Origin of the sequence: Roseibium sp. AS2, assembly GCF_038900065.1 — a bacterium.
In the GTDB taxonomy this organism is placed as follows: Bacteria; Pseudomonadota; Alphaproteobacteria; order Rhizobiales; family Stappiaceae; genus Roseibium.
Map to the genome: position 1 here is coordinate 124136 of NZ_JBBMQN010000003.1, position 21876 is coordinate 146011.

Below are 21876 nucleotides of genomic sequence, written 5' to 3' on the forward strand. Positions count from 1 at the left end.
CCAATGACTCAAAAGCTGAAACTCACCGTGCTTCACAATCTACCTGACACTGTCAAGGCTCCGGCGTATGCGCGGACCGATCTCACGCCCGGCATCCTGCATATCGGCGTCGGCAACTTTCATCGGGCCCACCAGGCAATCTACCTCAGCAGGCTGTTCGATCGCGGCGAAGGCCTCGACTGGGCCATCGTCGGCGCCGGGCTCAAACCCTATGACGAGACCATGCGTCAAAAGCTTGCCCCCCAGGACTGGCTGACGACCGTGGTCGAGCTCGATCCACAGGGGCTGAGCGCGCAGGTCTGCGGCGCGATGATCGATTTCATCGACGTCGATCCGGCGGCCATGGTCGCCCGGCTGAGCGAAGCCGACATCCGCATCGTCTCGCTGACCATCACCGAGGGCGGCTACTTCGTCGATCCGAACACCGGCGGCTTCGACACCACCCATCCGGAAATCCAGGCCGACATTGCCAGGCCGGACGCGCCCGAAACCGTTTTTGGCGTTCTTGTTGCCGCACTTTTGCGGCGCCGCGAACGTGGCGTCGCGCCGTTCACGGTGATGTCCTGCGACAACCTTCCCGAAAACGGCCACATGGCCAGACAGGCCGTCGCGGGCTTCGCCAGAGCCCTGTCCGCCGAGACGGGCGCATGGGTCGCGGACCACGTCGCCTTTCCGAACGGCATGGTCGACTGCATCACCCCGGCAACCGGAGAGCGCGAGCGCGCACTGGTCAGGGACCGCTTCGGCCTCGAGGACGCAGCGCCCGTCGTTTGTGAACCGTTCCGGCAATGGGTGCTGGAGGACAATTTCCCCGCCGGCCGCCCCGCGCTGGAAAAGGTTGGCGTCGAATTCGTCAAGGACGTCGCGCCCTACGAACTCATGAAGCTGCGCATCCTGAACGGAGGCCACGCGGCCATTGCCTATACCGGCGCCCTGCTCGGACATCATTTCGTCCACGACGCCATGGCCGATCCGCTGATCCGGGCGTTCCTGAGGAAGCTGGAGGAAGACGAAATCCTGCCGACCGTCCCGGAGATAGCGGGCGTCAGCTTTCCGGCCTATCTCGACACGGTGATGGAGCGTTTTTCCAATCCCGTGGTGGGAGACACGATTCCCCGCCTCTGTCTGGACGGATCGAACCGGCAGCCGAAATTCATCCTGCCGTCGATTCAGGACCGTCTGGACGCGGGCCTGCCCGTGACCGGCCTGGCATTCGAGACCGCATTGTGGTGCCGGTATTGCCTCGGCCAGGACGAGGCCGGCGGCACCCACGTGATCGAGGACGAAAACGCGGCTCTCCTGCAGGGCTGGGCAAGGGATGTCTATGAAGGTGGCACGGGCGCATTCGTGATGCCGGACCTGTTCGGCGGGCTCGGCACGAACGACGTTTTCCTGTCGGCCTTCCGCCACGCGGCCGAAAAGATCGCCGCCGAAGGTGTCGCCGGAGCGATGAACAGCTACCTGGACCGACGTTTCGAGGCAGCCTGAAGCCACCGTCCGGTCGGACCATCATGACGTGCTGCGGGAAACACCCTTTCCTCACGCATTGATCGCTTCGTGATGCGCGACCGCGATCTGCTGGGCGACCCTGGCGGCACGCGTGATCAGCTCATTGCGCGGTTCGCCGATATAGGTCGCCGTGAACCGCAGCGGCGTCGGCAGCCAGCCCGGATCGAAGGTGGCGATCCGTTCCTCCTCCACGAGCCGGCGCCCGAGTTCCTGCGGCAGAATGCCGACGGCGATCCCGGACGCCACCATTTCGAACCCCGTCGACAGGGAATTCGTCGGAAAGATCTGCGCCGCGATGCCATGACGGTCCCGAAGCTGCTGCATCAACTCCCGATAGGGACGGGAATTCCGGGTATAGGTGATGACCGGCGTCACGCTGAGATCCGGGTCGGGAAGGTCCACCGGACGGTACCAGGCGAGCTCGAAGGCCGGCAGATCCAGATTGTCGACATTGAATTCGGAGATCGGTCCCATCAGGATCGTCAGGTCCAGGGACCGGTCCAGCAGCATCTCCCTCAGATTGAGCGAGATATCGACCGAAACCTCGATCTTGAGGCGGGGAAAGTTGCGGTGCAGTTCTCGCAGGAACTCCGGCAGCCAGGTCTGTGCCACCGTCTCCGCCACACCCAGCCTCAGCAGGGAGCTGATGCTGTCTTCCGACATCACATCCCCCTTGATCCGTTCCAGGATGGCCATCACCTGATCGGCATGCTGCTTCAGCAGCACCCCTTTTCGGGTCAGCACGACACCGGTCGACACCCTGCTGAAGAGCGCGGTGCCAAGATAGGCCTCCAAACCGGAAATGCGTGCAGAAACAGCCGGTTGAGATATGTGCATCTGTTCGGCGGCACGCCTGACGCCGCCCATTCGTGCAACTGCCAGGAACGTCCTGAGTTGTTCAAGCGTCATGAAAACAGACCTCTTTCAAGCGATCGAAATAGTTGATCACTTTGGACAGAAATTGACGATTTGACTTGATATTAGATCCGCCCCAGCATTTTACCACTCATATTCGAGGTGGACATGACGACAGCGCTTGCCGATTTTGCCCAATTGACCGAAATGACCCCGTCCGACGCGCGCCGGGCGATCCGGCTCGGCCGCTACAGCGGTCATACGGCAGGTCTTGCCGGCGGCAGGCTCCAGTGCAATCTGGCCATCGTCCCCGTCGAATACGCCGCCGATTTTCATGCCTTCTGCCGCAACAATCCCAACTCATGTCCCCTGGCGGGTATCTCCGCTCCCGGCGAAGCATCAATCGCGCGGCTCGGAGCAGATGTCGACATCCGCACCGATGCGGCCCGCTACAATGTCTACCGTTTCGGCAGACTGGAAAGACAGGTCACCGATCTTTCCGGCCTGTGGCAGGATGATCTCGTCGCCTTCGCAATCGGCTGCTCCTTCACCTTTGAAAAGGCCCTGCGCCAGGCCGGCATCGCCATGCGCCACATCGACGAGAATGTCACGGTCCCGATGTACCGGACCACGCTCGAAACAGTGCCCAGCGGCCCGTTCGGCGGCGGCATGGTGGTCTCCATGCGGCCGGTGCCCGAAGACCGGCTGCAGGACGTTCGACGGATCTGCCGCAACTACCCGCTCGCTCATGGCGTACCCGTTCATGCGGGGGACCCGCAAGCCATCGGCATCTCCGATCTGAATGCTCCGGACTGGGGCGAGAGGGTCGAGATTCGCACGGGTGAGGTCCCCGTGTTCTGGGCCTGCGGTGTCACTCCGCAGGCCGCCATAATGACGGCGAAGCTGCCGCTATCGATCACCCACGCCCCCGGTGCCATGCTCATCGCCGATGTCGACGAGCAGACGGACCCAATCTACCAACTTAACGATAACTAATTGAAATACATAATAAACAGAGGATGGAACTGAATATGAAAAGCTTGTTGAAACTGTCCGCGGTCTCGATGATCGCACTCACAGCCGGCACGATTGCCCAGGCTGAAGAGCTTTCCGTCGTCGGAAGCTGGAGCGGCCTGCCGCTGCACAAGGAATATGAAGCTCCGTTCTGGACGGAAAAGCTTCCGGAAATCTCCGGCGGCGAGCTGACCGCAACGCTCACCACCCACGACCAGATGGGCATCGGCGGTGGCGACGTGTTTCGCATGCTGTCCCAGGGCGTCTTTGATGTCGGCATGACCGTTGCCGACTACGCCGTGTCCGACAGCGTCGCGCTGGAAGCCCTGGACGTGCCGCTGATCGCACCTGACGCAGACACCGCGAAAAAGGCCGTCGATGCGGCAAGACCCATGGTCGACGACATCTACAAGGACATCTTCAACGCCAAGGTCCTCGGCATTGCCCCCTACCCGCCGCAAGTGGTTTTCTGCAATGCCGACATCGCCTCTCTGGATGACCTGAAGGGCAAGAAGGTTCGGGCCTCCGGACGCATGACCGCGAAGTTTCTCGAAGCGCTCGGCGCCGAAGGCGTCAATGTCGGCTTCGGCGAAGTCCCCGGTGCCCTGCAGCGCGGTGTCGTCGATTGCGCCATCACCGGCGCCGGCTCGGGCTACAATGCCGGCTGGTGGGAAGTCTCCACCCACCTGATGCCGATCCCGCTCGGCGGCTGGGACCCGGTCGTCACCGCGATCAATCTGGACAAGTGGAATGCACTCTCCGACGAGCAGAAGGCCACACTTGAAAAAGGCGTTCAGGAATACGTCGAGGCCCCCGCGTGGGAAAGCGCCCAGAACGCCCTGGAGAACGATATCGTCTGTTTGACCGGCAGCGGCGAATGTCCTTACGGTGACGCCAGAGATCTGGTGCTTGTGGAAGCCAGCGACGCGGATCTGGCGAAAGCCAGGGAAGTCCTGATCACCGAAGTTCTGCCGGACTGGGCGGAACGCGCGGGCGGCGACTGGGCCAAGCGCTGGAGCGAAACGGTCGGTGAAGTCACCGGCGTCAAACTCGACACGAACTGAGGCCCCCTTCGATGATGTCCCTGGTATCCCTCATCCGGCGGTTGAACGACCGCCTCGCGATCGGTGTCGGCCTTGCGCTGATGGCCTGTGTCGCGTTCACCCTGGTGGAGATTGTCAGCCGCCGGCTGGGGGCTTCGCTCGGGGGCGTCGACGAGATCTCCGGCTACGTGATGGCCGTCACCACGAGCTGGGGCATAAGTTATGCCCTGACGGAGCAGGCGCATGTGCGCATCGACCTGCTCCGTCAGCGCCTCGTTCCTTTCGGGCGCGCGGTCTTCGACATCATTTCGCTCTTCTGCCTGGCGGCGACGGCCCTCGTGGTCGCCTGGCGTGGATGGGCCGTGGTGGAAAAAACGCTTTCCACCGGTGCGCGCGCCAACACGCCGCTTGAAACGCCGCTGCTGATCCCGCAGTCCCTGTGGTGGGCGGGCTGGGTCTGGTTCGCCGTTTCGGCCAGCCTCCTGCTGGTCTCCGTCCTGGTGAGGTTCACGAAGGCCGACTACACGTCCGTTGACCGGATCGCCGGCGCGCGGGGGGAAGCATGATTGCCTTCACATCCTTCGGCCTGCTGGGGCTGCTGACCCTGTCGATTCCGGTCGGCATCGTCCTCTTCCTTCTGGCCTTCGGCATCGACACGTTCTTCAGCCCGTTTCCCCTGATGCGCGGGCTCGGTCAGGTGGTCTGGTCGTCCTCCAACAGCGCCACGCTCATCGCCATTCCGCTGTTCGTGCTGCTGGGTGAAATCCTGGTGCGCAGCGGCGTCGCCCGGCGGACCTATGCCGCGCTGGAAAAATGGGTGGCCTGGATGCCGGGCGGCCTGATTCACGCCAACATCGCCACCTCGACCATGTTTTCCGCGACCTCTGGTTCGTCCGTCGCCACGGCGGCAACGGTCGCGACCGTCGCCATGCCGCAGGCGCAGGAACTCGGCTACAACCAGAAACTCTTCTCCGGCGCGATTGCCGCCGGCGGCACGCTCGGCATCATGATCCCGCCGTCGATCAACCTGATCGTCTACGGCTTCCTGACCGAAAGCTCGATCCCACGGCTCTTTCTTGCCGGGCTCATCCCCGGCCTGTTTCTGGCCGGCCTGTTCATGGCGATCACCGTCGTCCTGTGCGTCATCCGGCCCTCGCTCGGCGGTCCCCGGCGCTCGAGCACGGCAGCGGAAAAACTCTCCGGTCTTGCCGATCTTCTGCCCATTCTCGGCCTGTTTACCGCCATTGTCGGCACGATCTATGCCGGCTGGGCGACGCCGACGGAAGCAGCCGCCGTCGGCGTCGCCATCGCCCTCGTGATCGCCGCCCACCAGAAAGCGCTCAATCGGGAAATGCTGTTCGAAGCCCTTCGCGGAGCGGTAAAGACGTCTGCCATGATCATGCTCGTGGTCATCGGCGCCTATGTCCTCAATTTCGCCCTCACGGCCGCCGGCGTCAGCCGGGCGCTGCAGAACCTTCTGGGCGGACTGGGTCTCGGGCCGCTCGAAACCCTGCTGGTGATCGTCCTGATCTACATCGTCCTCGGCTTCTTCATCGAAACCCTGTCGCTGATGGTCGCGACCATCCCGATCGTCGTTCCGATCATCGTCGAGCTCGGCTACGACAAGATCTGGTTCGGCATCCTGATGATCATCCTGGTGGAAATGGCACTGATCACGCCGCCCGTCGGGCTGAACCTCTATGTGGTCCAGGCGGCGCGAAAAACCGGAAGCTTCAGCGATGTCATGCTGGGCTGCATTCCCTATGCGCTGGCGATGCTGGCCATGGTCGGACTGCTGATCCTGCTGCCGCAACTGGCGCTCTTCCTGCCTTCAACACTCTGAGAAAGAACTCCCATGCAATTCAAAACCGCGACAGGAGTGCTTTCCTGCACTCCGGACCGGCTCATCGTAGCCGGCTGGACCGGCCGCGATCGGGCCGCGGTCGATCATCATATCGAGGAACTGGCGGCCATTGGCGTGCCCGCGCCGTCGTCCGTGCCGCTCTACTACCAGTGCGCGCCTGCGCTGCTGACACAGGAAGCCTCCATTCAGGTACTCGGCGACCAGTCCTCCGGCGAGGCGGAACCCTTTCTCCTGAAACAGGACGGCAGGATCTGGCTCGGGCTCGCCTCGGACCATACGGACCGGTCGCTGGAGACCTACTCGGTCGCCTGGTCCAAACAGGCCTGCGCCAAACCCGTCGCCGACACGCTCTGGCTGTACGAGGACGTCGCCGATCGCCTGGACAGGCTGACATTGCAATCCTGGATCCGCGAGAGCGACGGATGGGTGGCCTACCAGGAAGGCACGCTGGCCGCGATGCTGCCACTGCAGAAGTTGATCGACGGTGCCGGTCTGCGGGACGGCACGGCCATGCTGTGCGGCACCCTTCCCGCCATCGGCGGGGTCCGGCCCTCCGCCGAAATCAGGATGAAACTGGAAGACCCGGGTTCCGGCCAGTCGATCTCTTTGAGCTACACCAGCACTTTTCTCGATATCGTTTCGTGATATCCATCGGGGCTGGCGCCCGGGCAGACCTGATGACGATGGCTGGCCCGGGCTCTTTCCCTTGATGACTTTTTAAGGTCCTGTCCATGAGCACGCCGTTTCCCTGGTCCCCTGAAACCTTGCAGAACCGCCTTGTTTCATTCTTTCAGGCGGCGACCGGCGACCCGGCAGCCGCGGATATTTTCATCAGGCTGCTCGAAGACGGCGCCCGGGCACAGGCAAGGCAGGCAGCAGGAGCAAGATCACCGCTGGCCGGCGCTCTCATCAGCGTCAAGGCACTGTTCGATGTTGCCGGTGAAGTCACCACGTCCGCCTCGAAGGTCTTGCGCGGTAACCCGCCAGCGGCGGCACACGCGCCCGCGATCGCCCGTCTCGATGCGGCCGGAGGTGTGTTCGTCGGATTGACCAACATGTCGGAATTCGCCTATTCCGGCCTCGGTCTCAACCCCCACCACGGCACCCCGCGAAATCCGGCCTGGCCCGGTTGCGCTCCCGGCGGCTCCACCAGCGGCGGTGCGGTTTCGGTCGCTCTGGGGCTTTGCGACGTGGCCATCGGCAGCGACACCGGCGGTTCGCTCCGCATTCCGGCAGCCTTTACCGGCATCACCGGGTTCAAGCCGACCCAGGCCTCCGTGCCCCTGACGGGCGGCAAACCGCTGTCAGACAGCCTCGACAGTTTCGGTCCGATGGCAAGATCCGTCGCCACTTGCGAACTCGCGTGGCAGGTCATGGCCGGCCGGCCGGCCGTGCCTTCGTCTCCCGCCGCGACCCGTCTGGTCATCCCGCGCAACTTCGGTTTCGACGAGATCGACGCCCAGGTCTCCAAAGGCTTCGAGGCGGTTGTCCGGCAGCTTCAGGATGCGGGTTTCGACGTGATCGAGAAGACCCTCGCCTCGATGGCCCTCTACCGGGACGTACCGCCCTGGCACATGACATCGGTGGAATCGCGTGCCCATTACGAGGATCATTTCCAGGGGTCACCGGAAGACTTCGATCCCCGCGTCCATGCCCGCATGGCCCGCGCCGATGAAATAACCGCAATCGACTACCGCCAGACCCTCAACCGGCGTGCGGACTTCATCGCAGCGTTCCGCGAGGACCTGGGCGGCGACATGCTGCTGCTGCCGACCACCCCGATCCTGCCGCCGAACATCGACGATCTCGCCGATGACGACACCTTCAACCGCATGAACCTGCTGGCGCTGCGCAATCCGTCCCTGGCGAACATCGCCGACGCCTGCAGCCTTGCCCTGCCCTATTCTCACGACGGCAAGGTCCTGAGCGCAATGCTCGTTGCCACCGGCGCACAGGACGACACCCTGCTTGCCTGCGGGAAGACGGTTGAAACCACGCTTGCGGGGATTGGTTGAATCGAGCTGCTGCCGGTTTGCACCGAAGGGTCCGCCTGAACCGGTCGACCTCCGTCTCGCGAATGTGAACCGGGTCCTCGTTGCAAAAGATCCGGTGCCGCTTACCTTTGCCGCGAATGGAAGATGCGTTTCCCAAGCACTCCAAGACACCCCAAGGCACCATCAAGCGCGGCGGTAACCATATGACGGGATTGACGAGACGGGACATTCTGGCCGGAGCAGCCGCACTGGCACTGATGCCGTCGGCGGCAGTGGCATCAAGCCCTGACTTCCGGTCCCTCGGGCTTGCCCGGCCGGCCTTCGAAATCGACCCAAAGCTCGACCTGACGGATCTTGACGGGACGCGGCACAGGATCGGCGATTATCGCGGCAAGGTGCTGGCGGTGTCCTTCTGGGCGACCTGGTGTCCGCCCTGCCGCAGGGAAATGCCTGCTCTTGCGCGGCTCGCACGGGAGCTTGGCCGGGACGATTTCGCCGTTCTGGCGGTCAATGTCGGCGACCGGGAAGACAGGATCAGGGCGTTTCTCGAAGAGATCGACGATGACGGCCTGACCGTCCTGATGGACACCGGCAAGACTATGCCCGGCATCTGGTACCTCAGGGGGCTTCCGGTCACCTACATCCTGAACGGTTCGGCCGAGGTGATCCTGGCTGCGGTCGGCGACCGGGTCTGGGATGCGCCGGAGATGGTGACGGCGCTGAAGGAACTGAACCGGCGCTGACATGCGGCGCAGCTCCGACAATACGTCAGGCCCCTTGAGGCAACCAAGGTGGCAACCACGTCAGTCCGCCTCCACCGGAACGATCACGGGCCGTGCGCTGCCGCGCCGTTCCAGGATCTCCAGCGGGAAACCATAGGCCCGGGACAGAAGCTCCGGCTGCATCACCTCGTCGCGCGCGCCGAAAGCCAGCCGCGTGCCATCGCGCATCACCAGCGCCCGGTCCGCGAAGGCGGCGGTCAGGTTCAGGTCGTGCATGACCGCGACAACGCCGCCGCCCCGCGCCGCATAATCGGCAGCAAGGCGCATGATCTGGTATTGATGCTTGATATCGAGGCTGGAGACCGGCTCATCCAGAAACAGCCAGCGCGGCGGGCCGCCCGCGGGGACCGGGTCCCAGACCTGGCACAGGACCCGGGCTAGCTGAACCCGCTGCTGTTCGCCGCCGGACAGATCCTGATAGATCCGGCCTTCAAAACCGGACAGGCCGACCCGGGCCAGGGCCTCGGCGACCCGCCGGGCGCGTTCCTGCCGGTTCCGGCGCCGGTCGATCAGACCGAGACCGACCACCTCGGATGCGGTCAGAGGAAAGGAGATCTGACTGGCCTGCGGCAGCACCGCCCGCATGTCCGCCATGAATTCCGGAGCGAGATCGCCGACCTCCAGACCCGCGAGCGTGATCTGACCGCAATAGGACATCTCGCCGGTCATGGCTTTCATCAGCGTTGTCTTGCCCGAGCCGCTCGGCCCGATGATCGCGAGCATTTCTCCGGTCGCAGCGTGAAACGACAGGTCTTTCACGATCGGGGTTTTTCCGGCGGACACGCTGACGCCGGAGACGGCAAGCCCGCTTGCCTGCGCCGCAGCCGTTACCTTGGTCTGGTGAAACATCTTTGCCTCCGTCACAGCCCGGTCAGGCCGCGTTTGCGCAGCAGGATCCAGAGGAAGAAAGGCGCTCCGGCAAAAGCCGTGATGATGCCGATCGGCATTTCGGCCGGCGCCACGATCGTCCGCGCCAGCGTGTCCGCCGCGATCAGCATGCAGGCGCCCAGAAGCGCGGAGGCCGGCAGCAGAAAGCGGTGGTCCGGACCGATGCTGAGCCGGAGCAGATGCGGCACCACGATGCCGACGAAGCCGATCCCGCCGCTGACGGCAACGGAGGCGCCGGTCGCCGCGGCAACCAGCAGGATGCTGATGTTCTTGAGCCGCTGGACCCGGACACCGAGATGGGCCGCAGCCGCTTCGCCGAGGGTCAGCGCATTCAGCCCCCGCGCCAGAAATGGCACGCTGGCCAGCATCACCAGAATGATCGGCGCTGCGGAAAGAAGCTTCTCCCCGTTCGCACCCGCGAGCGAACCCAGTCCCCAGAACTGCAGGTCCCGGAGCTCCTGGTCGTCGGCGACGTAAACCAGAAGGCCGGTCATCGCCCCCGTCAGCGCTCCCAGCGCGATACCGGCGAGGAGCAGCGTCGCGACCGATGTGATGCCGCCGCGCGTGCCGATCCGGTAAAGCAGCAGCGTGGTGATCAGCCCGCCGAAAAACGCCGCGAACGGGATCGCATAGATGCCGAGGACGGCCATCACCGGCGCAAGGGCCGCATTGCCCAGAACAATGAACAGCGCCGCGCCCAGACCGGCACCGGCAGAGACCCCGACAATGCCCGGGTCTGCCAGCGGATTGCGGAACAGGCCCTGCATCACCGCGCCGGACACCGCCAGCGCGGCACCGACCAGCCCGCCGAGAACGACACGTGGCAGACGGATGTCCATCAGCACGACCCAGTCCCGGACGGAAACGCCATCCGGAACGCCTTCACCGGCGCCGAGCAGATGTCCTGGAACATGCGGCAGGATGCCCAGCACCGGGATGGCGATCGGTCCGGTCGCAAGGCTGGCGAGCATGACTGCCACCGTCACCACGACCAGGGCAGCGATCACCGCCCGTGCGAGCGGTTCCCGGTTGCCGTCCCGCGCCTCGCGTCTGCCGAACCAGCTGCCGGAACGCGAAGCCCGCTCCGAAAGCGGCGTGTCACTCATGGCCCGGTCAGCTCCGGATACCGGAAAGCTCGACCGCCAGGTCCCGGATGGCCGCTGCGGTGCGCGGACCGAAGCCGAGCAGATACTGGCCGCCCATCTTGACCAGTCTGTTGTTCAGGCCGGCGGGTGTCTGGCCGAGCGCGGGATGCTCGAACAGCGCTTCCGCGCTGGTCCCGTGATCTCCGGTCCTGTCCATCATCAGCACCACGTCCGGCGCGGCGCTGAGGATGGCCTCGTCGCTCAACTGCTTGTAGCCGGAGAAGTCGGACACCGCGTTTTCCGCGCCCGCCAGTTTCAGGATGCCATCGGCGGCCGTGTCGCTTCCCGACGCCAGAATGCGCCCGCCCTTGGTGGACAGGACAAACAGGACCCGGACGCCGGACGACTTGCCTTCCGCATCCTGCTGCGCGGCCGACAGATCGGCTTCCAGTTTTTCCGCGAGGGCCTCGGCCTTTTCAGGAACGCCCAGCACCGCGCCGACCTTGCGGACCTTGGCGACAATGCCTTCCGCCGTATAGGTTTCCGGAACATCGGCAACGGCCACGCCCGACTTTTTCAGCACGGCCACCGCTTCCGGTGGCCCGCTGCCCTCCAGCATGAGAACGAGGTCCGGGTCGACCGACAGGACACCTTCGGGCGACAGCGCGCGAATGTAACCGACATCGGGCAAGGCGTTTGCTTCCTCGGGGAAAATACTGGTCGTGTCCCGGGCGATGAGCCGGTCCTGTTCACCCAGCGCGAAAATCACTTCAGTGACGGAACCACCCACGGCGACAACCCGGGAGGCCTGAGGCGGCCCGGCGTTGTCCGCAAGAGGCGCCCTGCCGGGCGTGAACACGGCTGCGAAGGTCAAGGCCAGCGCGGCGGCGATACCGCAAATGCGGCTGGATGGCAACGCGCTCATTCTGCAGCTCCCAACTGAACGGACGGCTCGAGTTTCGGCAGTTTTTCCACCATGCCGCGCCAGTCGGAACGTTCCGGATTGCCCTCGCCGCGCACGCCGAAGAACTGGATGATCTGCTGGCCGTCACTGTCGAAGGCTTCCACCGACGTGACATGGCCGACATCCGCCGGCTTGCGCACGGCCCAGACATGGCAGATCTGGTCGGTCCTCAGATGCAGATGGAACGTCGGGTCCATCACGTTGATCCACGGCCCCTTCTCCATGACGGTCTTGATCTCGCCGGAGTGGATCTGAATGCAGCCGCGGTTGCCGACAAAGCACATGATCGGAATGTCCTCGGACGTTGCCAGACGCAGCAACGTCGTCACGGAACTCCGGTCCAGGGACCATGCCCACGCATCGCCGGCCAATTCGTAGGCACTGACACGGTCGAGCTCCAGGTCTTTCAGCATGCCGTGAAACTGGTGCGGATCGGTCATGCGCTGCCAGCGGTCGCGCAACTCAGTCTCGGAACCTTCGGACGGCAGCTTGCGGGAAAACGGCTCGGCCTCACTGATGACGGGCAGCACGTCCGGGGTCTGATCGTCCAGAAGAAGCGCTTCCACCAGCCTGTCCCAGGCTGCCCGGTCGGTTTCAGGGCGGGCATGGATTTTCTGAACCGCGTCGCCGTGCGCGTCGAAGAACTGCAGCGAGCGGCGGACGTCCTTGCCGTCCTCCTTTTCGACTGCGAACCCATGCACCCAGACAGACGGGAACATGCGCGTGTCGATCTGGGCGCCCAGCATCAGGGCGGCCCTCTTGCCGTTCACGAACTTCTCGAACGGCCCGATCTTTTCATGCACGGCGCTTTCGTTGCGGGTCAGCGCCATCACCGTGCCGACGTCCTTCAACCCCGGAAACAGGACATCGAAGTCCGGCGCAATCCGGCGCGCGCCATGCCCGACCATACTGGCGACCAGCTCCGCTTCCGAGATATCGAGAATACGAGCGAGATCCCGCTCCCGCATCTTCGGGTTCTGAGCCCGCGCCTGCCGGATTTCGGCAGCGCCCGGTCTGGTTACGGAGGAGATCGGATCGGCTTTCATGAGTCGTGCCCTTTTGGTGTTCATCCGCCCGCGCCGCCATCCATGCTCCCCGTTAACTCCATGAGATAACAAAGTTTTTTGAACGTTTCTAAAGTGGCAATTTCTTGCCGCGACAGCGAACTTATTCTTGACTCGTATACTCACCTTTCATTAGGACATCAATACCTGAGTCACTGGCTCATGTTATAAATGCTGTGGTGAGAGGCAGCGAAAAATAAGGACGCGAACAACGCGCACTCTTGGAGAATTTTATGGGGCTCACGAACATCGGCAACAGCCGCCTTATGGGTGGGGTTGCCCTCTGGATTTTGACGTTTAATCACGGGGCGGCCGCGCAGGACGTGCTGCCGGACGCAGCGGCGACCCCGCTGCAGCGGATCGTGGTCGGCGCGGGGATCGAAAAGGTCGCCATCGACACGCCCCAGGCTGTCACGGTGCTTGACCAGGAAGCCATCGACGATCTGCAGCCTCGCACGATTGGCGATATCTTCAGAGAAATTCCCGGCATCACGCCGATCGGCTCGAATTCGGTGCTGGGCGAAAGCCTCAACATTCGCGGTATCGGCGAAGCGCTGTCCGGGGACGAAACCCGGATCATCATCCAGGTCGACGGTGTCAACAAGTTCTTCGAACAGTACCGGATGGGATCGTTTTTCTCGGACCCGGAACTCTACAAACAGGTTGAGGTTCTGCGCGGCCCCGCCTCCTCGACCCTCTACGGATCGGGCGCCATGGGCGGTGTGGTCACCTTCACCACCAAGGACGCCAGCGACTTCCTCGATCCGGGCGACCTGATCGGCGGACGGCTCAAGACCTCCTGGGATTCCAACGGCAACGGCTGGCTGGGCAGTGCGATCGTCGCTGCGGAACCGGTCAAGAACCTGGAACTGCTCGGCGCACTCAACTACCGCCAGTCCCAGGACATGACCGACGGCCACGGCGACAAGATTGACGACACCGACTTCTCGTCGATCAACGGTCTGGTCAAGGCGCGCTACACGTTCGGAGCAAACGAGGACCAGTCGGTCTTCGCAAGCTATCAGAACTGGTCGAGCGACGAGGACAACCAGAACTATGACCAGGTCGCCTGGGGCACGAGTTTCGGGGATGTCGACCGCACGGTCACCGACCAGACCGCCATCATCGGCTACGAGAATGCCTTCACCGGCAATGATCTTTTCGATGTGAAGGCCCAGGTCAGCTGGTCTGACACACGGGTGGAACAGAACAACCAGGACGAGATCTGCCAGCAGTTCGCACCGCCCCCGGCGCCGCCGACCTGTTACTATCCGTTCGGCTACAATGCCGAATATTCCTACGAGACCTGGCAGGGCAAGGCCGACAACGTTTCGACCTTCCAGCTCAGCGACACCTGGATGGCCTATCTGACGACCGGTGTGGACGGACAGTTCCAGGAGCGCCGCAATCCACGCGACTTCGGCACTTATGTGCGCAGCGGCTCCGGGTCGCACCCGGAAGGCGACACCAAGAATGTCGGCACCTACGCCCAGGCGGAATTTGTCTGGAACGACCGCATCACCCTGATCCCGGGCATGCGCATCGACTATTCCAATGTGCATGTCGGCAGCTATGTCGACAGCACCGGCAGCACCGTCGATCTCAATGAGGACAAGACCAAGATCGGCTACTCGCCGAAACTGGCGGCCATGATCAAGATGTCCGACTGGTTTGGCGTGTTCGGCTCAATCGCCCACACCGAGCGGCTGCCGTCCCTCGACGAGGTCTTTTCCAACTACACGGTCAACGCGATCGAAAAGGAACAGTCGAACAACTTCGAAGCCGGGATCACGGTGTCGTTCGATGATCTGGTGAAGGACGGCGATGCCTTCCGCCTGAAGGGAACCGCCTTCCGCAACAACGTCACCAACTACTATGCCAGTTACTGGGACGGCACTTCGGTGGTTACGGAAGTCATTCCGAAAGCGCGCTACCAGGGGCTGGAGCTTGAGGCGTCCTATTGGACACCCGGTGTCTACGGTTCCCTTGGCGCGTCCCTGATCCGGGGCGAGAATGCCAACACCGGCGGATACATGAACGCGGTTCCGGCCGACAACGCCTTCCTGAAGGTCGGATATGTGCACCGTCCCTGGAACTTGGATTTCGGCTGGAAAGGTGACTTTCACGCCTCCCAGGACCGGGTCGGAGACGACGAGGACAAGACCGCGGGTTATGTGCTGCATAACCTTTATGCATCGTGGAAGCCGACCGAAGGCCATTTCGCAGACAGCGAATTGCGTTTCAACGTCGACAACATCTTCGACAAGTCCTACCGCAGCCACCTCAGCAACGACGAAGGCGTCGGCCGCAGTTTCAAGCTGAGCTTCGCCAAGACGTTCTGACCACCAGGCCGCCGTCTGTCCCCGCGGGCGGCGGCCGTTTTCGAGGGAGAAACGCATATGAAAGTACCGGAACTCAGTGCCGTTGCCACGCTTGGCTGCGCGGCCCTATTTTCCCTCGCCGCCAGTTCGGCGATGGCAGAGACCACTGCCCCGGGAATCTCGCTGGAACTCAACAAGGCGGAAGACACCGGTGGCGGCTGCCACCTTTCCTTCGTCATGAGCAATCTTACCGGCACGGCCCTCCCGGCCGCGGCCTACGAACTGGTTCTGTTCGACGACGCGGGCGTGATCAGCCAGATGTCGGTGTTCGATTTCGGGTCGCTGCCCGACGGCAAGACCGTCGTACGGCAGTTCCAGCTTCCCGGCCTGCCCTGCACGAAAGCCGGCCGGCTTCTGATCAACGGTCCGGCGGGCTGCACCGAACCCGCATCCTCCGGCCATTGTACCGCCTCGCTCACCCTGTCCAGCCGGACAGGTCTTGACCTGACCCAATAGGAGCCGACCATGCTGTCCGAGATCCTTGCGCAAACCGCTTCCCTGCTCCAGATCGGCGGCCCCGTCGTGACCGTGATCGCAGGTCTTTCCGTGATCGCCCTGGCCCTTGTCCTGGTGAAGGTCTTTGAATTTCTGTCCTGCGGCATCGGCACGGCGAAACGGGCCGGCGATGTCATCCGGCTTTGGCAGGCCGGTCGTCCCGGCGACGCCAGGCAGCGCATGCCCACGCCCAAGAGCGCCGCTGAAAAGGCCGTCGCCGTCACGCTTCAGCTGCTGGAAAGCCGTGTGCCCCGGCAAGACATTGAAGAGCGCGTGAGCGTCGAGGCCACGGGCAATCTGCACCATTTTTCCAAAGGCGTGCGTGCACTGGAGGCCATCGCCCAGATAGCCCCGCTGATCGGCTTGTTCGGAACGGTCCTGGGCATGATCGAGGCCTTCCAGGCCCTGCAATCCGCAGGCACCAACGTCGACCCCTCCGCCCTCGCGGGCGGCATCTGGGTCGCCCTGATGACCACCGCGGCCGGATTGGGCGTCGCCATGCCTGTCTCCCTGGTGGTCACCTGGCTCGAAGGCCGTCTGGAAGCGGAGCGGGTGGCGGTCGAAACGCTGACCTCGACCCTCCTCATGCAGCTGCCGGCCACCACCGAGGATGCCCCGCAACCGCTCGCGGGACAAAAGTTCGCCTATGCGCGTTGACCGTCCAGCCCGCAAGCAGAAGCCGATATCGCTGACGCCGCTGGTCGACGTCATCTTTCTGCTGCTTCTGTTTTTCATGCTGTCCTCGACCTTCACCACCTTTGGTCAGCTCGATCTTGGTGCGCCCGCAGGCAGCGGCGGCACCGGCACGGTTCCGGAAGCCATTCTGGTGCTCGAGGAAACCGGTCTCCGGCTGAACGGACGTGAAATCGGCGAGGATCTGCTCATGAAGGAGGCGCAGTCCCTGCTGGACCGGGACGTCGACAGCCTCCTGCTTCTCGTGCGCGGCGCAACGACAACGCAGCAACTTGTTGCAATCATGAGCCGGCTGAAAAGTCTTCCGGACCTGAAGATCGTGGTGGCGAACGCACAATGATCCGCATGCCGAGAAAAGCCGAAAAGCGGCCGCTGGAATCGACGGTGTCCCTGATCAACATCGTCTTTCTGATGCTGATCTTCTTTCTTGTGGCAGGCCAGCTGGCACCGCCGCAGGACCCGGAAGTAACGCTCTCGGAAGCACAGGCGCCGTCCCTGCCGCCGCCGGACGCGCTTTATGTGCGCAGCGACGGAAGCCTGTACTTCCGTGAACAGCCCGTCACGGCGGACGCCTATCTCGCCGAACGTCTCTTGCAGAACGACACCGGCGCCGACCGGATTGAACTGGCCGCGGACAAGGAGCTGGAGGCGACGCAATTGCTGCAGCACGTCGCCGAGCTTTACCAGGCCGGCGCAAAACGCGTTGTCGTCGTTACCCGTACGATCTCCGAATGAACATGATCTCAAGACCCCTGATGATTGCCCTCGGCGTGTCGCTGGCCGTTCATCTGGCCGCAGTCGCGATGTCGCTTCAGCAGCGCCCGGAGCTGGAAGTCGAGGGCGCCGGCGAGGTCACCCATGCGGTCCTCGGACATTCGCCTTTCGACACCGTCCAGGCAGGCACCGTCGAGCAGACGGCCATCAGCGAACCGGTTGAGGCCGAGCCCGTCGAAATCGAGCCGGTCAAAACCGCAAAGGCTGCCGAGGTCGTCCAGCCTGATAAAAGCCTTCAGCCCGTGGATCCCCTCCCGCTTCCACAGGTCACACCGCCTGTCCCGATTGAGACCATAAAACCCGTCCCCCAGGCAGCCGTACCTGCAGCGCTTGCCCTGTCCGCGACACCGGCCCGAACCTTCGCACTGCCTCAGGCGCAACGGCTGGAGACCGTCACGCCGCCTGCGAGCGATGCGGTCCCGCCGGCGGAGCCCGACAGGACAATTGTCGAAGCCGTTCCCGCTCAGGCCCGCGAAGCGGTTGCCGCGACGGACGCCAGGCCCCTTGCCCCCGACCGGTCCGTACCCGAGACACCGGCGATCGCTGCAAAGCCCGTCGAGGCAAAACCGGTCGCGGCAGAGCCTGTCCGTCAGACAGTTGCCAGCCAGGCCCCGACCCGGGTGGTGCAGGCCGAAGCGGATCCGGTGCCGACACCGCTGTCGAAGCCTCCGGCCCCTCCCCGCAAGAAGGCCGAGAAAAAACCCGCGAAAAGCCCGTCCCGCACCGCGAAGAAACCGGATACCCGGAAAACGCCGGCACAGGTCAGCAGCCGTGGCGGCTCGGGCGGGTCGGCGGGCGTGACCGCGCAAAAGGGTGGATCGCAAAGAAAAGGCAAGAGCAAGTCGGCCGGCAACTCGGACGTCACCAACTACCCTGCCAAGGTCCATCGCAAGCTGGTGCGCGCCGTCCGCGCCCCCCGCGGCGGACGCAAGGCGCGCAGCCGGGCCGTGGTCCATTTCACCGTCCGCAGGAACGGGGCCGTCGCCAACATCCGGCTGGCCCGCTCTTCCGGCTCCGGCCCGTTCGACCAGGCGGTCCTGAAGGCGGTTCAGCGCGCCGCGCCGTTCCCGCCGATCCCGGCTGCCGCGGGCAAGAGCAGTTGGTCCTTCACGCTGCCCGTGACATTCCGGTAAAGCCCTGCCGGCCCGTTCCCGGCCAGTTGTTCAGGGCCCCGGAAAGGTCGCGCGCCAGCGGCGTAGGAAAGTTTCGCGGGTCAGTGCGTCGAGTGCCACCATCAGTGCCGGCGACAGGCCGATCGGGCGCAATGCCGTGGCACTCAGCGCCTCGCCTTCGTTGCCCTCTTCCGTCTCCAGGAGCGGACTGATCAGCAGCGTGTTCCTGAGCGCCAGCGTTCCCTCCGCCGACAGCAGGAAATCCAGAAATTGCGCGGCGGCCTGGGTATTGGCACCCTGCTTCGGGATCATCAGGGCCCGCGCCAGCACGAGGGTGTAATCGGAGGGCAGCACGATTCCGATCCGGCTGTCCCCACGCTGGTACCCCTGGGCATAGGATCCCAGGACATTGTAGGCGATCAGGTATTTTCCCTCGGCCACCCCCCGGATGATGTCCACCGAACAGCAGGTCGAAACCGCCCCGGAGCGGCCGAAGGATTCCTGCAGGGCACCGAAGGTGGAGGCTTCCTGCGCATCGGCAAAGGCGAACAGGTAGCCGAGGCCGGACTGCTCGATGTCGTAGGTGGCCACCCGCCCGGCATAGGGGGTTCCGGCCGGCCTCAACAGGTCCAGCAGATCGAAGCGTGTTTGCGGGATATCCCGGTCCGGCACCAGGTCTCGGTTATAGACCATCACTGCCGGCTCGCGGGTGATGCCCCACAGTTCATCGCGCCACCTGAGCGCATCGGGCAGCCGTTCCGTCAGCCGCGAGGAATACGTCCAGGCGCAGGCCTCGTTGACCAGCTGCACCATCTGGTGCACGCCTGAACTGATGACGACATCGGCCCCCGCCACCCCTTCCCGGCAGTTCCGGCGGCTCAGCCGGTAGAGTTCGTTCGAGCCCCATTGTTCGTAGCGCACCTGCAGTCCCGGACGGGTCGATACATACGTCTCGACGACCGGTCCGAAGACGGCGATATCCGTTGTCGAGCGCATGACCAGCACCTCGGCCGGAGCGTCGGCGCCGAACAGCGCAACCATTTCCTGCCCCTGCGCACCCGGCGTGGACAGAACCAGGAGGGCGGCCGTCAGCACCGTTCTGAAACTCGTCAGGATCATGATGATCTTCCCGCGGCAGCCCGGAAAACCAGCGATGCCTTGAACGTGCCGCCGGCGGTTTTGTCCAGCCTCAGCGAGCCGCCGAAGGACGAGGCCACAGAATGGGCAATGGCAAGGCCGAGACCGGAGCCCGCCTGCCTGGACAAGGTGCCCTTGTTGAACCGGGAGCCCAGGTCCGCGAGGGTTTCGTCATCCGGTCCCGCACCGGCATCCTCCACCCACAGCGCTGCCCTGTCCCCGTCCTGCCCGGCGCCGATCCGAACCGGCGCACACCCGTACTTGAGGGCGTTGTTGAGCAGGTTCTTCAGGGCCTCCTTCAGGGAGGGCGCGTCGGCCGGCACGATCACCGGCGTTTCGCCGATCTCAAGCTGAACATCGCAATCCGGGTTCAGCACCGCATGATCGCCTTCTTCCAGCACATCGAGGGCGATGTCGCGCAGATCCACCTGTTCCCTGCGCGCGCTGTCGCCGCGGTGAATGACCAGCGCCTGGCTCAGCATCTGGTCGAGCAGGCGGCCAAGGCTTGCCGATCGGGACTGGATGCGCTCGACGATCCTTTCCTTGCGCGACAGGTCGGTTTCATCGGCAAACAGGTCCGCCTGGGCCCTGAGCGCCGCCACCGGCGTCCGGAGCTGGTGGGCCGTGTCTGAAATCAGGTGGCGCATGGAATTCATCTGCCGGTCGAGCCGCGCCATGAAGCCGTTGAGCGCGCTGATCATGACCTCGGTCTCCCTCGGCACCGCCGTGTCCAATGGGGTCAGGTCATGCGGATCGCGGGCCGACAGTCCACCCGCGATGGTCTGGAGCGGGGTCATCACCGAGCGCACCACCACCACGGCCAGGAGAACCATGGCAAGGCCGGACACGCCCAGCACGTAAAGCGCCTTGCGGGTGATGTCATAGGCCATGGCGTTGCGGGCCCTCAGGGTCTGGCCGACGACCACCTTGATCGTGCCGTTGAGGGTGCGTTCGGCGAACCTGCGCGAGACGACAGCAAAGCGGGCGGGTTCGCCGAAGAAACTGCCGTCGAAGAAGCCCTCGCCCTGGCGGCCCGCCGCGCTGCGTCCGGCACGCCCGGCCGGCAGCACAAGCTCGCTGTAACCGGTCAGCGTTTCGCCGCCGGGTCCTATGATGCGGTAGCCGATACGGTCTTCCGGAGCGAGCGCGAGCAGTTCGAAGGCGGAGACCGGCAACTCGATCTCAGGCCGGCCATCCTGAACGCTGAGGGCCGAGGCGATGTCGGTCGCCGCACCGAGAAGCAACCGGTCATAGGCGGTTCTGGCGGCTTCCCGGCCATAGGCGAAGGCGGCGATCGACACGATCACGCCCCCCAGGACAAGCAGGATGGCGATCCCGAACGCGACCCGGGTCGTCAGCGACACGGTAGCCAGCCTGCGCAGAAGATCAGTCATCGGCCTCCAGCTTGTAACCAAGCCCTCTTTGCGTCTCGATCCGGACGGAACAACCGGTCAGCTTCTTGCGCAGGCGCGCGATATAGAGTTCCAGCGCATTCATGCCGACATCCGTGTCCTGAAAACTGAACACGCCCTCGAACAGCCGTTCCTTGCTGACCGTCTTGCCCCGGTTGCGGATCAGGATTTCCAGCAGCGAGAATTCTCGCCGGGTCAGGTTGACCGGACTGTCTTCCCTGCGCACGACCCGCGCCGGGGCGTTGAAGGTGAGATTGCCGACGGTCAGTTCCTCGGCCTTGTCACTCAGCTCCCGCCGGTAGAGCGCCCGGATGCGCGCTTCCAGTTCGCGGTGATCGAAAGGTTTGACCAGATAGTCGTCCGCACCGGAATTGAGCGTCGAGACCCGGTCATCGACCGAAAACTCTGCCGTCAGCATCAGCACAGGGGTCCGGTCGCCCCGAGCCCGCAGGTCTTTCAAAAGATCGGTGCCCAGCCCGTCCGGCAGGTTGATGTCCAGAACGATCACATCGTAGCGCTGGACCTCCAGACAATCCCGGGCCGCTTCCAGCGTTTTGGCCGGATCGCAGGCAACGCCTGACCTTTCCAGCCGGATCATGATCGCTTCCGCCATGTCAAACGTGTCTTCAACAAGCAGCAAGCGCAAAGAATCTGTCCTCCCGTGCCAACCATTGCACCCCCCATTTGCAGCTTGCAAGCGCCACGAGGCAGGTTGACAGGTTGGTGACAGGGTTTGCCGCTAGTCTTGCCACACGTTCGTCGGGAGGACCCGCAACCGCGGCACGACGGATCACAAGGGCTGTTACAAAG

22 protein-coding genes are annotated in these 21876 nt (G+C 63.9%); 14 read left to right on the forward strand and 8 right to left on the reverse strand.

What is annotated here, in order from left to right; translation table 11 throughout:
- The first annotated feature begins 3 nt into the window (after nt 1–3).
- Nucleotides 4–1488: a mannitol dehydrogenase family protein gene (locus tag WNZ15_RS09540; RefSeq protein ID WP_342892736.1), complete on the forward strand. Its 1485-nt coding sequence runs from the start codon at nt 4–6 to the stop codon at nt 1486–1488.
- A gap of 51 nt (nt 1489–1539) precedes the next feature.
- On the opposite strand, the gene WNZ15_RS09545 is transcribed toward WNZ15_RS09540, so the two are convergent.
- Complete coding sequence (locus WNZ15_RS09545) at nt 1540–2418, reverse strand: LysR family transcriptional regulator (protein WP_342892737.1); 879 nt, start codon at nt 2416–2418, stop codon at nt 1540–1542.
- Between the two features lie 114 nt (nt 2419–2532).
- Between WNZ15_RS09545 and WNZ15_RS09550 the strand changes: the two genes are divergently transcribed.
- The 7 genes from WNZ15_RS09550 (at nt 2533) to WNZ15_RS09580 (ending at nt 9022) form a co-directional block, all read left to right on the forward strand.
- Nucleotides 2533–3360 carry a putative hydro-lyase gene (locus WNZ15_RS09550; RefSeq protein WP_342892738.1) on the forward strand — a complete coding sequence of 276 codons (828 nt, stop codon included), beginning with the start codon at nt 2533–2535 and terminating at the stop codon, nt 3358–3360.
- Nucleotides 3361–3395: 35 nt separating this feature from the next.
- Nucleotides 3396–4442 (forward strand): TRAP transporter substrate-binding protein, encoded by a 1047-nt coding sequence (locus WNZ15_RS09555; protein ID WP_342892739.1) that lies wholly within the window; start codon nt 3396–3398, stop codon nt 4440–4442.
- Between the two features lie 11 nt (nt 4443–4453).
- A complete protein-coding gene (locus WNZ15_RS09560) occupies nt 4454–4987 on the forward strand; it encodes a TRAP transporter small permease (RefSeq protein WP_342892740.1) in 534 nt (177 codons plus the stop codon).
- The gene (locus WNZ15_RS09565; RefSeq protein ID WP_342892741.1) at nt 4984–6264 is read left to right on the forward strand and encodes a TRAP transporter large permease; all 1281 of its coding nucleotides are present in this window, start codon (nt 4984–4986) and stop codon (nt 6262–6264) included. The genes WNZ15_RS09560 and WNZ15_RS09565 overlap by 4 nt, the downstream gene beginning before the upstream one ends.
- 12 nt (nt 6265–6276) lie before the next feature.
- Nucleotides 6277–6930, forward strand: coding sequence for a DUF2848 domain-containing protein (locus WNZ15_RS09570; protein WP_342892742.1), 654 nt, complete (start codon nt 6277–6279; stop codon nt 6928–6930).
- Nucleotides 6931–7016: 86 nt separating this feature from the next.
- Nucleotides 7017–8300 carry an amidase family protein gene (locus tag WNZ15_RS09575; protein ID WP_342892743.1) on the forward strand — a complete coding sequence of 428 codons (1284 nt, stop codon included), beginning with the start codon at nt 7017–7019 and terminating at the stop codon, nt 8298–8300.
- A gap of 182 nt (nt 8301–8482) precedes the next feature.
- A complete protein-coding gene (locus WNZ15_RS09580; RefSeq protein WP_342892744.1) occupies nt 8483–9022 on the forward strand; it encodes a TlpA disulfide reductase family protein in 540 nt (179 codons plus the stop codon).
- 60 nt (nt 9023–9082) lie between these two features.
- On the opposite strand, the gene WNZ15_RS09585 is transcribed toward WNZ15_RS09580, so the two are convergent.
- Genes WNZ15_RS09585 through WNZ15_RS09600 form a run of 4 tightly spaced genes read right to left on the reverse strand, consistent with a single transcriptional unit; the run spans nt 9083 to nt 13044 of the window.
- Nucleotides 9083–9910, reverse strand: coding sequence for a heme ABC transporter ATP-binding protein (locus tag WNZ15_RS09585; RefSeq protein WP_342892745.1), 828 nt, complete (start codon nt 9908–9910; stop codon nt 9083–9085).
- Between the two features lie 11 nt (nt 9911–9921).
- Nucleotides 9922–11055 (reverse strand): iron ABC transporter permease, encoded by a 1134-nt coding sequence (locus WNZ15_RS09590; RefSeq protein WP_342892746.1) that lies wholly within the window; start codon nt 11053–11055, stop codon nt 9922–9924.
- A gap of 7 nt (nt 11056–11062) precedes the next feature.
- Nucleotides 11063–11959 (reverse strand): ABC transporter substrate-binding protein, encoded by an 897-nt coding sequence (locus WNZ15_RS09595; protein ID WP_342892747.1) that lies wholly within the window; start codon nt 11957–11959, stop codon nt 11063–11065.
- Nucleotides 11956–13044, reverse strand: a complete 1089-nt coding sequence (locus tag WNZ15_RS09600) for a ChuX/HutX family heme-like substrate-binding protein (RefSeq protein WP_342892748.1) — start codon at nt 13042–13044, stop codon at nt 11956–11958. Before WNZ15_RS09600 ends, WNZ15_RS09595 begins: the two co-directional genes overlap by 4 nt.
- Nucleotides 13045–13295: 251 nt before the next feature.
- Between WNZ15_RS09600 and WNZ15_RS09605 the strand changes: the two genes are divergently transcribed.
- From WNZ15_RS09605 to WNZ15_RS09630, 6 genes are read left to right on the forward strand one after another with little or no spacing between them, the layout of a single operon-like run.
- A complete protein-coding gene (locus WNZ15_RS09605; RefSeq protein ID WP_342892749.1) occupies nt 13296–15404 on the forward strand; it encodes a TonB-dependent receptor in 2109 nt (702 codons plus the stop codon).
- Between the two features lie 57 nt (nt 15405–15461).
- On the forward strand, nt 15462–15899 hold the full coding sequence (locus WNZ15_RS09610) for a hypothetical protein (protein ID WP_342892750.1): 438 nt from the start codon (nt 15462–15464) through the stop codon (nt 15897–15899).
- A gap of 9 nt (nt 15900–15908) precedes the next feature.
- Nucleotides 15909–16595 (forward strand): MotA/TolQ/ExbB proton channel family protein, encoded by a 687-nt coding sequence (locus WNZ15_RS09615; protein ID WP_342892751.1) that lies wholly within the window; start codon nt 15909–15911, stop codon nt 16593–16595.
- A complete protein-coding gene (locus tag WNZ15_RS09620; RefSeq protein WP_342892752.1) occupies nt 16585–16971 on the forward strand; it encodes a biopolymer transporter ExbD in 387 nt (128 codons plus the stop codon). Before WNZ15_RS09615 ends, WNZ15_RS09620 begins: the two co-directional genes overlap by 11 nt.
- Nucleotides 16968–17366 (forward strand): biopolymer transporter ExbD, encoded by a 399-nt coding sequence (locus WNZ15_RS09625; protein ID WP_342892753.1) that lies wholly within the window; start codon nt 16968–16970, stop codon nt 17364–17366. The genes WNZ15_RS09620 and WNZ15_RS09625 overlap by 4 nt, the downstream gene beginning before the upstream one ends.
- Entirely contained in the window at nt 17363–18538 is a 1176-nt protein-coding gene (locus WNZ15_RS09630) for a TonB family protein (protein ID WP_342892754.1), read from the forward strand. Before WNZ15_RS09625 ends, WNZ15_RS09630 begins: the two co-directional genes overlap by 4 nt.
- Nucleotides 18539–18568: 30 nt before the next feature.
- On the opposite strand, the gene WNZ15_RS09635 is transcribed toward WNZ15_RS09630, so the two are convergent.
- The 3 genes from WNZ15_RS09635 to WNZ15_RS09645 are packed head-to-tail and all read right to left on the reverse strand — an operon-like array spanning nt 18569 to nt 21712.
- Nucleotides 18569–19636, reverse strand: a complete 1068-nt coding sequence (locus tag WNZ15_RS09635; protein WP_342892755.1) for an ABC transporter substrate-binding protein — start codon at nt 19634–19636, stop codon at nt 18569–18571.
- On the reverse strand, nt 19633–21048 hold the full coding sequence (locus WNZ15_RS09640; RefSeq protein ID WP_342892756.1) for a sensor histidine kinase N-terminal domain-containing protein: 1416 nt from the start codon (nt 21046–21048) through the stop codon (nt 19633–19635). The genes WNZ15_RS09635 and WNZ15_RS09640 overlap by 4 nt, the downstream gene beginning before the upstream one ends.
- Nucleotides 21041–21712: a response regulator transcription factor gene (locus tag WNZ15_RS09645; RefSeq protein ID WP_342892757.1), complete on the reverse strand. Its 672-nt coding sequence runs from the start codon at nt 21710–21712 to the stop codon at nt 21041–21043. Before WNZ15_RS09645 ends, WNZ15_RS09640 begins: the two co-directional genes overlap by 8 nt.
- Nucleotides 21713–21876: the final 164 nt, after the last annotated feature.